The 12,174-nt window shown below is 71.4% G+C and carries 12 protein-coding genes and 1 pseudogene; 10 read left to right on the plus strand and 3 right to left on the minus strand.

Features of this window, described 5'->3' with window-relative positions; translation table 11 throughout:
* Nucleotides 1-72, plus strand: a pseudogene (locus tag ACFWRO_RS23075) (lytic transglycosylase domain-containing protein); the annotation flags it as partial.
* Nucleotides 73-201: 129 nt separating this feature from the next.
* Here ACFWRO_RS23075 and ACFWRO_RS23080 read toward each other — a convergent pair.
* On the minus strand, nucleotides 202-1,380 hold the full coding sequence (locus tag ACFWRO_RS23080) for a steroid 3-ketoacyl-CoA thiolase (protein WP_384512942.1): 1,179 nt from the start codon (nucleotides 1,378-1,380) through the stop codon (nucleotides 202-204).
* Between the two features lie 357 nt (nucleotides 1,381-1,737).
* Here ACFWRO_RS23080 and ACFWRO_RS23085 point away from each other — a divergent pair, with 357 nt between their 5' ends.
* From ACFWRO_RS23085 to ACFWRO_RS23110, 6 genes are all read left to right on the plus strand, one after another.
* The gene (locus tag ACFWRO_RS23085) at nucleotides 1,738-2,985 is read left to right on the plus strand and encodes a cytochrome P450 (protein ID WP_384512943.1); all 1,248 of its coding nucleotides are present in this window, start codon (nucleotides 1,738-1,740) and stop codon (nucleotides 2,983-2,985) included.
* 157 nt (nucleotides 2,986-3,142) lie between these two features.
* Nucleotides 3,143-4,297 (plus strand): DUF2330 domain-containing protein, encoded by a 1,155-nt coding sequence (locus ACFWRO_RS23090; protein WP_384512944.1) that lies wholly within the window; start codon nucleotides 3,143-3,145, stop codon nucleotides 4,295-4,297.
* Nucleotides 4,294-4,965, plus strand: coding sequence for an O-methyltransferase (locus tag ACFWRO_RS23095; RefSeq protein ID WP_384512945.1), 672 nt, complete (start codon nucleotides 4,294-4,296; stop codon nucleotides 4,963-4,965). The genes ACFWRO_RS23090 and ACFWRO_RS23095 overlap by 4 nt, the downstream gene beginning before the upstream one ends.
* Nucleotides 4,966-5,036: 71 nt before the next feature.
* Nucleotides 5,037-5,282: a hypothetical protein gene (locus ACFWRO_RS23100; protein ID WP_384512946.1), complete on the plus strand. Its 246-nt coding sequence runs from the start codon at nucleotides 5,037-5,039 to the stop codon at nucleotides 5,280-5,282.
* 91 nt (nucleotides 5,283-5,373) lie between these two features.
* On the plus strand, nucleotides 5,374-5,700 hold the full coding sequence (locus tag ACFWRO_RS23105) for an antibiotic biosynthesis monooxygenase family protein (protein WP_384512947.1): 327 nt from the start codon (nucleotides 5,374-5,376) through the stop codon (nucleotides 5,698-5,700).
* Nucleotides 5,697-6,176, plus strand: a complete 480-nt coding sequence (locus tag ACFWRO_RS23110) for a GNAT family N-acetyltransferase (protein WP_384512948.1) — start codon at nucleotides 5,697-5,699, stop codon at nucleotides 6,174-6,176. The genes ACFWRO_RS23105 and ACFWRO_RS23110 overlap by 4 nt, the downstream gene beginning before the upstream one ends.
* A 96-nt stretch (nucleotides 6,177-6,272) precedes the next feature.
* On the opposite strand, the gene ACFWRO_RS23115 is transcribed toward ACFWRO_RS23110, so the two are convergent.
* Nucleotides 6,273-8,330 (minus strand): DHA2 family efflux MFS transporter permease subunit, encoded by a 2,058-nt coding sequence (locus ACFWRO_RS23115; protein WP_384512949.1) that lies wholly within the window; start codon nucleotides 8,328-8,330, stop codon nucleotides 6,273-6,275.
* Between the two features lie 162 nt (nucleotides 8,331-8,492).
* On the opposite strand from ACFWRO_RS23115, the gene ACFWRO_RS23120 reads away from it, so the two are divergent.
* Nucleotides 8,493-9,464, plus strand: coding sequence for a peptidoglycan-binding protein (locus ACFWRO_RS23120; RefSeq protein ID WP_384512950.1), 972 nt, complete (start codon nucleotides 8,493-8,495; stop codon nucleotides 9,462-9,464).
* A 211-nt stretch (nucleotides 9,465-9,675) separates the two neighbouring features.
* Nucleotides 9,676-10,326 carry an HAD-IA family hydrolase gene (locus ACFWRO_RS23125; RefSeq protein ID WP_384512951.1) on the plus strand — a complete coding sequence of 217 codons (651 nt, stop codon included), beginning with the start codon at nucleotides 9,676-9,678 and terminating at the stop codon, nucleotides 10,324-10,326.
* A 73-nt stretch (nucleotides 10,327-10,399) separates the two neighbouring features.
* Here ACFWRO_RS23125 and ACFWRO_RS23130 read toward each other — a convergent pair whose 3' ends face one another.
* Nucleotides 10,400-11,176 carry an ABC transporter permease gene (locus ACFWRO_RS23130; RefSeq protein WP_384512952.1) on the minus strand — a complete coding sequence of 259 codons (777 nt, stop codon included), beginning with the start codon at nucleotides 11,174-11,176 and terminating at the stop codon, nucleotides 10,400-10,402.
* A 281-nt stretch (nucleotides 11,177-11,457) separates the two neighbouring features.
* On the opposite strand from ACFWRO_RS23130, the gene ACFWRO_RS23135 reads away from it, so the two are divergent.
* Entirely contained in the window at nucleotides 11,458-12,156 is a 699-nt protein-coding gene (locus ACFWRO_RS23135; protein WP_384512953.1) for an HNH endonuclease family protein, read from the plus strand.
* Nucleotides 12,157-12,174: the final 18 nt, after the last annotated feature.

Consider the following 12,174-nt stretch of genomic DNA (forward strand, 5'->3'; position numbering starts at 1 on the left):
AACTACATGAACGAGCGCTACGGCTCCCCCAACGCCGCCTGGGCCTTCTGGCAGGCCAACGGCTGGTACTAAGAGTCACCCACCGACTCCCAGCCACAGCAGCACCACCCGCAGCGCCCGCAGCACCCGCAAGGCCCCGCCCTCCCCTCGGAGGAGCGGGGCCTGCCGCGTTTCCAAGACTTTCCGCCTTCCCGGACGGCCTCAGAGCCGCTGAATGATCGTCCCCGTCGCCAGCGCCCCACCCGCGCACATCGTGATCAGCGCGAACTCCTTGTCCGAACGTTCCAGCTCGTGCAGCGCCGTCGTGATCAGCCGCGCCCCGGTCGCCCCCACCGGATGGCCGAGGGCGATCGCGCCGCCGTTGACGTTGACCTTCACGAGCCCGTCCAGGTCGCCCTCGAACTCCTGCGCCCAGCTCAGCACCACCGAGGCGAACGCCTCGTTGATCTCGACCAGGTCGATGTCCTTGAGCGACATCCCGGCCTTGCCGAGCACGGCGCGGGTCGCGTCGATCGGGCCGTCGAGGTGGAAGTGCGGGTCGGAGCCGACCAGGGCCTGGGCGACGATCCGCGCCCGGGGCTTGAGGCCGAGCGCGCGGGCCGTCCGCCTGGACGCCCACATCAGCGCGCACGCCCCGTCGGAGATCTGCGAGGAGTTCCCGGCGGTGTGGACGGCGGTCGGCATGACCGGCTTGAGCCGGCCGAGCGCCTCCATGCTGGTGTCGCGCAGCCCCTCGTCACGGTCGACGAGCCGCCACATGCCCTGCCCTGCGGCCTGCTCCTCCTCGGTGGTGGGGACCTGGACGGCGAAGGTCTCGCGCTTGAACCGCTCCTCGGACCAGGCGTTCGCGGCCCGCTCCTGGGAGAGCAGCCCGAGGGAGTCGACCCGCTCGCGGGTCAGGCCGCGGCGCCGGGCGATGCGCTCAGCGGCCTCGAACTGGTTGGGCAGGTCGACGTTCCACTCGTCCGGCCACGGCTTTCCGGGCCCGTGCTTGGAACCGGAGCCCAGCGGGACCCGCGACATGGCCTCCACTCCGCAGCTGATGCCGATGTCGATGACGCCCGAGGCGATCATGTTGGCGACCATGTGGCTGGCCTGCTGCGAGGAGCCGCACTGGCAGTCGACGGTGGTGGCGGCGGTCTCGTACGGCAGCCCCATGGCGAGCCAGGCGTTGCGCGCGGGGTTCATGGACTGCTCGCCTGCGTGGGTGACCGTACCGCCGACGATCTGCTCGACGCAGTCGGCCTTGATGCCGGTCCGGCCGAGGAGTTCACGGTAGGTCTCGCCCAGGAGATAGGCGGGATGGAGGTTGGCGAGCGCGCCCCCGCGCTTGCCGATGGGGGTGCGTACTGCTTCGACGATGACGGGTTCCGCGGCCATGAGCTCGTCCTCTCCTCGCCCGGGCGGGGTGTCCCGGCACTCCGCGACGGGGGCGGTACGGGGAACTAGTACGCGTTCTAGTTCTGAGTGAAGTCTTATGACTGCTACCGCCGGTACGCAAGGGTTGTGCACGCACTCCCACGCGCTCGCACGCACTCCTCCGCACTCCTCCGCACTCCCCCGCACCCGCGCACGCCCGGTTCACGCGCCCGGTTCACGCGCCCCGATCACTCAACCGGCCGCCCGCTCCCGCCACCACGACGGTTCCGGCAACAGTTCCGGCCGCATCCCTTGCGACTTGTAGAACCCGTTACTACCTTGCGGTCACCATCTGATGGACCGTCAGGAGTGTTGCCGATGCGCTGCCCTCACCTCCCCGAAGGGTTCGACGCCACCGACCCCGATCTGCTCCAGAGCCGCATACCCTTCCCGGAGTTCGCCCAACTGCGGCAGACCGCACCCGTCTGGTGGTGCGCCCAGCCGCGCGGCATCACCGGCTTCGACGACGAGGGGTACTGGGCCGTCACCCGGCACGCGGACGTCAAGTACGTGTCCACGCACCCCGAGTTGTTCTCCTCCACCGAGAACACGGCCGTCATCCGCTTCAACGAGCACATCACCAAGGACCAGATCGAGGTCCAGAAGCTGATCATGCTCAACATGGACCCGCCGGAGCACACCCGGGTCCGCCAGATCGTCCAGCGCGGCTTCACGCCCCGTGCGATCCGGAGCCTGGAGACGGCCCTGCGCGCCCGCGCCCGCGCGATCGTCGAGGAGGCGAAGCGGAACGCCGCCGCCGACGGCTCCTTCGACTTCGTCACCCAGGTCGCCGTCGAACTGCCGCTCCAGGCGATCGCCGAACTCATCGGCGTACCGCAGGAGGACCGCGCCCGGATCTTCGACTGGTCCAACAAGATGGTCGCGTACGACGACCCCGAGTACGCCATCACGGAGGAGATCGGCGCCGAGGCCGCCATGGAGCTCATCGGCTACTCGATGAACCTGGCCGCCGAGCGCAAGGAGTGCCCGGCCAAGGACATCGTGACCCAGCTCGTCGCCGCCGAGGGCCAGGGCAACCTTTCCTCCGACGAGTTCGGCTTCTTCGTGCTGCTGCTCGCGGTGGCCGGAAACGAGACCACTCGCAACGCCATCAGCCACGGCATGCACGCCTTCCTCACGAACCCCGAGCAGTGGGAGCTCTACAAGCGGGAGCGGCCGGCGACCGCCGCCGAGGAGATCGTGCGCTGGGCGACCCCGGTGGTCTCCTTCCAGCGGACGGCCACGCAGGACACCGAGATCGGCGGCCAGAAGATCCGGCGGGGCGACCGCGTCGGGCTCTTCTACTCCTCCGCCAACAACGACCCCGAGGTCTTCGAGAACCCCGAGGCCTTCGACATCACGCGGGACCCGAACCCGCACCTCGGCTTCGGCGGCGGAGGCCCGCACTTCTGCCTCGGCAAGTCGCTCGCGATCAACGAGATCGAACTGATCTTCAACGCGCTCGCGGACGAGCTGCCCGACCTGACGCTCGCGGGCGAACCGCGGCGGCTGCGCGCGGCCTGGCTCAACGGGATCAAGGAGTTGCAGGTCCGCACAGGCGCCTGACCACAGCCCGCCGACAGCCCGGGAGGCGGGGGCCTTCCCCCCTACGCCATGGCCCCCGCCGCCCGCCCCCACCGACGATCCCGCCCGGAACCGGGTCCTCCCCCGCCACGTCTGACCCGGCATGCGGGGGACACGAAGGACACACAGAATTCTGGCCATGATCATCGCGCTGCTCGGGCTCCAGCTCGGCTCGCTGATCGCACCGGCGTACGCGTGCGGTTGCGGGGCGATGGTCCCGGACCGGAACCACAGGATCGGCGTCGACCGGGAGACCTCGGCGGTGCGCTGGGACGGCCGTACGGAGCAGATCGTCATGCGCTTCACCGTGCGCGGCGACGCCGAGCGCGCCGCCTGGATCATGCCCGTACCCGCCCGCGCGGACGTCACGCTCGGCGACCCGAAGCTCTTCGACGCGCTGGAGGACCTCACCGGGCCCGAGTACCGGACCCGGCACTACTTCTGGCCGCGCGGCGGCGACTGGCCCTTCGACCTCACCACCTCGGACGGCTCGTCCGCCGGCGCGCCCGCACCGGGCGCCCCGGACGTCGGCGTCGTCGGGCGCGAGCGCCTCGGCCCCTTCGACGTGGCCCGGCTGACGGCCACGGACCCGAAGGCGCTGAGCGGCTGGCTGAAGAAGAACGGCTTCGAACTCTCCGACCGCCTGTCCGCCGAACTCACGCCGTACGTCGAGCGGAAGTGGGAGTACGTCGCGGTACGCCTCGCCCCGGAGCCGGCCGGCGATGCCGGCAGCACGGGCACGTCGGGCACCTCGGGCATGTCCGGGACCCCCGGCACCTCGGGCACGAACACCGCCCCCGCTCCCACCCTCGGCGGTGACCTCACCCCGCTCCGGATCACCTTCGCCAGCACCGAACTCGTCTATCCCATGCGGCTCTCCCGGCTGGCGAAGAGCCCGCAGTCCCTCGCCCTGTACGTCCTCGCCGACCACCGCATGGAACCGCGCGACGACATCGGCGGCTCGCGCCCCGAGGTGAGGTTCGCGGGCGAGATCGAGGGGACGGAGGACGAGGCACTCACCGCGCTCACCGGCGGCCGGCCTGTCTTCCTGACCGCCCTCGACCAGGAGTTCCCCGAGCCGTCCCGGATCGACGGCGACCACGAACTCCGGGCGGTCGCCGAAACCCCGTACCGCGAGGTGATCTACACCGACCGACTGCTCACCGTCGGCGACGGCATCCCGGTCTGGATCCTGACGGTCTCGGGCGTCCTGCTCGCGGCAGCGGGGACGGTCGGCGCGGTCGTGGCGGTCCGCCGTACCCGTACGCGGGCTGCGGTACGTTCGGCGGTATGACTCAGGATCAATGGACCACGGTGGACCGCTACTTCACCGAGCTGCTCGCCCCGACCGACGACGCGCTCGCCGCCACACTCGCCGACTCGACGGCCGCCGGACTCCCGGAGATCGCCGTCGCCCCCAACCAGGGCAAGCTCCTCAACCTGCTCGTCGCCATGGCGGGCGCGCGCTCGGTCCTGGAGATCGGCACGCTCGGCGGCTACAGCACGATCTGGATGGCCCGGGCGCTGCCGGCCGACGGGGGCCGGATGGTCTCCCTCGAGTACAACCCGGCCCACGCGGACGTGGCCCGCGCCAACATCGCCCGGGCAGGACTCGACAAGATCGTCGAGGTCCGGACGGGCGCGGCCCTGGACAGCCTGCCCCAGTTGGAGGCGGAGGGCGCGGGCCCGTTCGACTTCGTCTTCATCGACGCGGACAAGGTGAACAACCCGCACTACGTGGAGTGGGCCCTGCGCCTCTCCCGCCCCGGCACGGTGATCGTCGTCGACAACGTCGGACGCGGCGGCGCGGTCGCCGACGCGGAGTCGACGGAACCGGCGATCACCGGCACCCGCGCGATGTTCGAACTGATCTCCCGCGAACCCCGCCTGGACGCGACCGCGTTCCAGACGGTCGGCGTGAAGGGCTACGACGGACTCCTGGTGGCCCGGGTCGTGGCGTAAGCCGTGGCGTGGCTCGTGGCGTAAGGGTGAAGGGGCCGTTCCCTCCGCCCGCATCCCTCGTTGCTCCGATCATGAAGAAGATCATCTCCCTCGCCGCGCTCGCCCTGGTCAGCGCCGCACTCGTCACGCCCGCGCACGCCGACAACGACTCCAACTTCGGGAGCGGCGTCAACGCGGCCAACAACTGGAACTTCACCGCCGCGGACGTGTGCATCCAGGAACTGGCCGTGGTGCCCGCGCTCAGCGACTGGACCGGGAACCACGCGAACAACTGCTCCAACGGCAACGTGATCGACCACTCGGGCGGTGGCCGGTAACCGAGCACTCCACGCGTGAGGGCGGCGCCGATGCCGGGCATCGGCGTCGCCCTCACGCCGTCTTGACCGACGGATGTAGGAGACTGCACTCATGAGCATCGTCAAGATCAATGTCCTGACCGTCCCGGCCGAGCAGCGCGAGGTTCTCGAGCAGCGGTTCGCCTCCCGCGCGGGCGCTGTGGAGGGCTCCGACGGCTTCGAGTGGTTCGAGCTGCTGCGGCCCGTGGAGGGGACCGACCAGTACCTGGTGTACACCCGCTGGCGCAGCGAGGAGGACTTCCAGAACTGGATGAACGGTTCGATGAAGGCCGCGCACGGCGGCGGCGCCGAGGCTTCGGGTGGGGAGCGACCCAAGCCCGCCGCCTCGGGGTCGACGCTCTGGTCGTTCGAGGTCGTCCAGCAGGCCTCCCCGAAGTGACCGGCTGGTCGTTCTCGCCCGAGGACGTCCACACCCCCGAAGCGACGGCCCTGCGCCGCGACTACTACGACGACGTGGCGAGCCGCTACTGGCAGCGGCCGGCCACCGAGGCAGAGGTCGACGAGGGCCTGGCGGGCGACGGGGTCGAGCTGCTGACCCCGCCGACGGGCCGGTTCCTGGTCGGCCGGTACGAGGACAAGCCGGCGGCGTGCGGTGGCGTACTGCTCCTCGACGCCGAACGCGCCGAACTGACCCGGGTGTTCCTGCGCCACGCGTTCCGGGGCACGGGCGGCGCCGGGCCCCTGCTGGGCCGCCTTGAGGACGCGGCCCGTGACCTGGGCGCGCGGCGGATGGTCCTCAACACGCGCCTGGATCTCGTCGAGGCGCGCGCCCTGTACACGCGCCACGGGTACGGGGAGATCCCGGCGTACTGCGAGGGCCCGTACATGGACGTCTGGTACGGCAAGGAGCTGTAGAGCGGGGCCGTACGGCTCAAGCTGTCGGTCGGACGGTCGGACGGCTCACGCCGTAAAGCGCGGTCGGACGGCTCACGCGCCAAAGGGTCGGTCGGCTCACGCACGGTGGTCGCGGGGCGGCTCCGGTGAGTGCGGGCGCTCCGCGTCCGAGCCGCTCAGCTCGGCCGTCAGTTCCTCCACCAACTGCACCAGGTCCGTGGGCCGGTCCGGAGCCCACCAGTCGCCGAGCAGTTCGGCGAGCGACTCCTCGCGCGCCTTCGCCAGCCTGGTCGCGGTCGCGAGCCCCTCCTCGGTCAGGATCAGCTGCAGCCCCTCCCGGCGCGCCAGATGGCGCTCCTCGACCTGCCGGGCCGCCTCCGTGATGGCCCGCAGCGGTACGGGCGTGGTCTCGGCGAGCAGGGCCGGTTCCACGGTCCCGTGGCGGCGGATCCGCAGCAACAGCCAGCTCGCGGCGGGCAGCAGATCGAGCCCCGCCTTCGCGGTGATCTTCTCGTAGATCTCCTTGCGGCCCTCGCGGGAGCCGAGCACGGACAGGGCCCGCGCGCACTCGTCGTACGAGGAGCGCTCCACGGGGTTGGAGGCCAGGGTCTGGCTGGTGTCGGGCGCGGTGACGGAGCCGCGCAGCTTGTCCTCCTTGAGGAACCAGGCGACGACGAAGGCGATGAGGACGACCGGTGCCGCGTAGAGGAAGACGTCGGTGATGGACGTCGAGTACGCGTGCACGACGGACTGCTGGAGGTCGGGCGGGAGGGCGTCGATGGCGCGCGGGTCGGCGGCGATCTGCTCGGGTCCGGTACCCGGTGGGAGCGTCTGACCGGCGAGGGCGTCGTCGAGTTTGACGCGGAGCCGGTTGGTGAAGATCGTGCCGAAGACCGCGACGCCGAAGGAGGCTCCGATGGACCGGAAGAAGGTCGCGCCGGAGGTGGCGACGCCCAGGTCCTGGTACGAGACGGCGTTCTGCACGACGAGGACGAGGACCTGCATGACCAGGCCGAGTCCGGCGCCGAAGACGAAGAAGTAGAAGCTCATCTCCCAGGTGGAGCTGGTCTCCGTCAGCTCGTTGAGCAACAGGAGCCCGAGGGCCGTGATGCCGGTGCCGGCGATCGGGAAGACCTTCCAGCGCCCGGTGCGCGAGACGATCTGGCCGGAGACGGTGGAGGTGATGAGCAGGCCGAGGACCATCGGCAGCATGTGCACGCCGGACGCGGTCGGTGTGACGCCCTGGACGACCTGGAGGAAGGTCGGCAGATAGGTCATCGCGCCGAACATCGCGAAGCCCACGATGAAGCTGATGACCGAGACGAGACTGAACGTCCGGATCCGGAAGAGCTTCAGCGGCAGCACGGGTTCGGCCGCGCGCCCCTCCACGTACACGAACCACACCAGGAGTACGGCTCCGAGGACCGCGAGCCCGATGATCTGCGGGGAGCCCCAGTCCCAGGTGGTGCCGCCGAGGGATGCCACGAGGACCAGGCAGGTGGCGACCGAGGCGATGAGGAACGTACCGAGGTAGTCGATGCGGTGCCGGGTGCTGTGCACCGGGATGTGCAGGACGGCGGCGATCACGAAGAGGGCGACGACGCCGATGGGCAGGTTGATGTAGAAGACCCAGCGCCAGGAGAGGTGCTCGGTGAACAGCCCTCCGAGCAGCGGCCCGAGGACGCTCGTGGCGCCGAAGACGGCACCGAAGAGCCCCTGGTACTTTCCGCGCTCCCGGGGCGAGACGAGGTCGCCGACGATCGCCATGGACAGCACCATGAGCCCGCCGCCGCCGAGGCCCTGGACGGCGCGGAAGGCGATGAGCTGCGGCATGTTCTGCGCGATGCCGCAGAGGGCGGAGCCGACGAGGAAGATGACGATGGCGGCCTGGAAGAGCTTCTTGCGGCCGTACTGGTCACCGAGCTTGCCCCAGAGCGGGGTCGCGGCGGTCGACGCGAGCATGTAGGCCGTGACCACCCAGGAGAGGTGCTCCATGCCACCGAGCTCGCTGACGATCGTCGGGAGGGCCGTGGAGACGATGGTCTGGTCGAGCGCGGCGAGCAGCATGCCGAGCAGCAGGGCCCCGATCGCCACCATCACCGAGCGGTGGCTCCCGCCCTCCCCTGGCACCGGGCCGCCACCGCCGAGATTCGCCGTGCGTTCGTCCTGGGCCATGGGCACTCCTCGCGTCCGTTCCCTCCACTGCCTCCGTTGCCTCCATCCTGAGCGGAATGTCCGGTTACGGCCTGCGGAGGGGTACGGGTGTTCGCCTCGCCCGGATGGGCGGGCTGCATAATCGCTGCCAGTTGAACTGGGGAACTGGGGAGGGGACCCGCCATGACCGGACACGTATGTCCTGAATGCGGTGGACAGAGACCGGGCTGCGCCTGCTACCAGGCGGAGGTCGCGGCGGCGGAGGACTTCGATCCGCTACGGATCCGTCCGTACGTGACGCTGGAGGAGCCGGGGGAGGGTGGGGCTCCTGCGGCCGAGCCTGGTGAACCGCCGGTGCCGGTGCCAGTGCCTCCGCCGACGCCGACGGCCAGGCAGGACGCGGCGGAGACGATGCCGCTGCTTCTGCCGGGGATCGCGGATGCTCCGGAACCGGTTCAGGAGGAGCCGTACGGCACGGAGCCGTACGGGTCGGACCCGTACGACGCCGATCCCTACGGCGCGGAGGCGTACGAGCCCGAGCGCCCCGTCACGCGGCGGCGCGGCGCCCTCGTGGCGCTGGCGGCGGCGGTCGCGGTCGCCGTGGTCGCCACGGCGGCGATCGCGACGGGGCTGCTCGGCGACGGCGGGACGGACGACCGGGCGGCCGTGCCCACGCCCACGGCGAGCGCGTCGGAGAACGTCGTCGTGTCGGAGGCCCCGTCCTCCCCGTCGTCGTCACCCCCGCCGTCCCCCAAGGCCTCCGCCTCGCGCTCGGCGTCCCCCTCCGCCTCGCCGACCGCCTCCACGCGGCCACCGGAAGCCACCCCTACGGGCACGGGTACGGCCACCACGCCGACCGGACGTCCGACGCCCTCGGCCACCCGGACGACGACGACGCCCACCCCGACCCGTACCCCCACCGAGGCCACACCGGGCCCGACCCTGCGCTACGGGGACACGGGAGCCGAGGTCGAGGAGCTGCAGCGGCGGCTCAAGCAGGTGTACGCGTACGACGGCAGCATCGACGGCACGTACTCCGGGCGGGTGCGGCGGGCGGTGGAGTGGTTCCAGTCGTACCAGTACATCGAGGAGGACGAGGAGGGCGTGTACGGCCCGGAAACGCGCCGCGCGCTGGAGGCGCAGACCACGGGCTGAGGCCGACCCGAGGCCCGATCGAGGTACGACCGAGGTCCGACTGAGGTCCGGATGCCGTCCGACCGAGGCCGGCTGAGGTCCGCGATGCGGGACGGATTGGCGGAGAGGGCCCCTCGTTTTGTATCGTCGAGGAACAAAGTGGTCCCGCCCGCACCCCCTGACCGGTGGGCGGGACCGCTCTGCTCTCCTCCCACCCCTCTGGAGAACCCTGATGCTCGCGCTCACGACCCACGCCCTCCTCCTCGACATGGACGGCACCCTCGTCAACTCGGACGCCGTCGTCGAGCGCTGCTGGCGGCGCTGGGCGGAGCGCCACGGGCTCGACCCGGAGGAGGCGCTCAAGGTCGTCCACGGCCGCCAGGGGTACGCGACGATGGCCGTCCTCCTGCCGGACCGCCCCGTGGAGCAGAACTACGCGGACAACCGGGTGATGCTCGCGGAGGAGACCGCGGACCTCGACGGCGTGGCGCCCGTACCGGGCGCCCCGGCCTTCATGGCCGCCCTCGTCGACCTCCCGCACGCCCTCGTGACCTCGGCGAACGAGGCCCTCGCCCAGGCCCGGATGGGCGCGGCGGGGCTGCGGATGCCGGGGACCCGGGTGACCGCGGAGCACGTCGGCGCGAGCAAGCCGGACCCCGAGGGCTTCCTCAAGGGCGCGGCGGAACTGGGCTTCGACCCGGCGGACTGCGTGGTCTTCGAGGACTCCGAGGCCGGCATCCAGGCCGGCCGCGCGGCGGGCATGCGCGTCGTCGGCGTGGGCCCGAGGGCGGCGGCCTTCGCCCCGGACGTCCACGTTATGGACCTCACGGAGATCACGGTCGAGGCCACGGAGGACGGCATCCGCCTGACGTTCGCGGAGTAGACCCCAGAGGCCCACCCTCTGAGGCCCAACCCCTGAGGCCCACCCGCTGAGGCCCAACCCCTGAGGCCCACCCTCACCGGCCACCCACCCCCGCACCGCCCTCCCGCCCGCGCTCGCGCACGAAGGCCCCCCGGGCGACCAGCTCCAGCACCGCCGCGACCGCCACGGCCTGCACCACCATCAGCGCCACCAGCACGAAGAGTTGCACGGCGCCCGCCTCCCACGGCGAGGCGCCGCCCAGAAGCATGCCCACGAACGCGCCCGGCAGCGTCACGAGACCGACCGTCCGCGTCTGGTCGAGCCCCGGCAGCAGCGCGTCCGACGCGGCCCTCCGCGCCACCTCCAGGCGCGCCTCCCGCTCCGGCAGCCCGAGCGCGAGCCCCGCCTCCACCTCGCCCCACCGCGTCTCCAGCTCGTCCAGCGCCCGCCGCCCGCCCAGGACGGTCGCGGTCAGCGCACCGCCGATGAGGATGCCGGTGACCGGAATGAGCGCCACGCCCCGTACCGGTACGAGCCCGGTGAGCAGAAGCACCCCGACGACCGGCCCGACGCCCGCCGCGATCGGCACCGCGGCCCACCAGCGGCCGCGCCCCGCGCCGGGGACGACGCGCCGTCCGGCGGTCCAGACGGCGACCCCGTACATCACCACCAGGAAGCCGAGCAGCAGCGGCAGATACCGCATGACCCAGCCGATCACGAGCGACACGGCGATCAGTTGGACGGCCGCGCGCCCGCCCGCGACCAGGGAGTCGCGGGCGCGGCCGAGCTGAGCGAACGCGACGACGCCCGCGGCCACCAGCAGCAGAACGGCGAGAACCACCGCAAAGGTGACGTTCACTTCCAGAAGCACACGCCAACCCTAGGGCCAGGAAACGGAACTGTCGTTCCGTCACACCCCTTGATGTGACGTGCCCATGTCGCCACTCTGTTACCTGGCGCACCCCCCACCGAAACCTGGCGCCGCCACGATGACCGGGCGCCGGGCACCCGCCCGCACAGGCACCCGGACAGCAGCACGGCCCGAGCAGGGCCGAGCACCGCCACAGCACCACCCAGGAACCGGCACACCCCCACGCCCCCTGCATCCCCACACACCAGCCCGAGCCGCCCCCCACCTCCCAGGGAGTCCACATGCCCGCCGCAAGCGCATCCAGCACCCCCACGATCAACTTCTACGCGCGTGGAACGGCCCGCCGAATAGCCCGCCGCGCGACCGTCCTGGCCGCCACCGCCGCCCTCTCCGTCACCGGCCTCCTCGCCACCGCGCCGACGGCCCAGGCGGCCATGCCGACGCCCGTCAGCGCGGCCACGGCCCGTACGTACCTCGCCTCGCTCACGGTCAAGGCGGAAGGTTCCTCCTCGGGCTACAGCCGGGATCTCTTCCCGCACTGGATCACCCAGTCCGGGGCCTGCAACACCCGCGAGGTCGTCCTCAAGCGCGACGGCTCGGGCGTCGTCCAGGACTCCAGCTGCGCGGCCGTCAGCGGCAGTTGGTTCTCCGAGTACGACGGCGCGACCTGGACGGTCGCCTCCGACCTCGACATCGACCACATGGTGCCGCTCGCCGAGGCGTGGCGCTCGGGCGCGAGCTCCTGGACCACCGCCAAGCGCCAGCAGTTCGCGAACGACCTGACGCGCCCGCAGCTCATCGCCGTCACGGACAACGTCAACCAGTCCAAGGGCGACCAGGACCCCGCCGAGTGGCTGCCGTCGCGCACCTCGTACCTCTGCACGTACGTCCGCGCATGGGTGCACACGAAGTACTACTGGGGCCTAAGCGTCGACTCCGCCGAGAAGAGCGCCCTCCAGTCGGTCCTGAACGGCTGCTGAGTCGGCAGCTGAGTCGGC

It is taken from the genome of Streptomyces sp. NPDC058579 (genome assembly GCF_042718575.1).
Classification (GTDB): Bacteria; Actinomycetota; Actinomycetes; order Streptomycetales; family Streptomycetaceae; genus Streptomyces.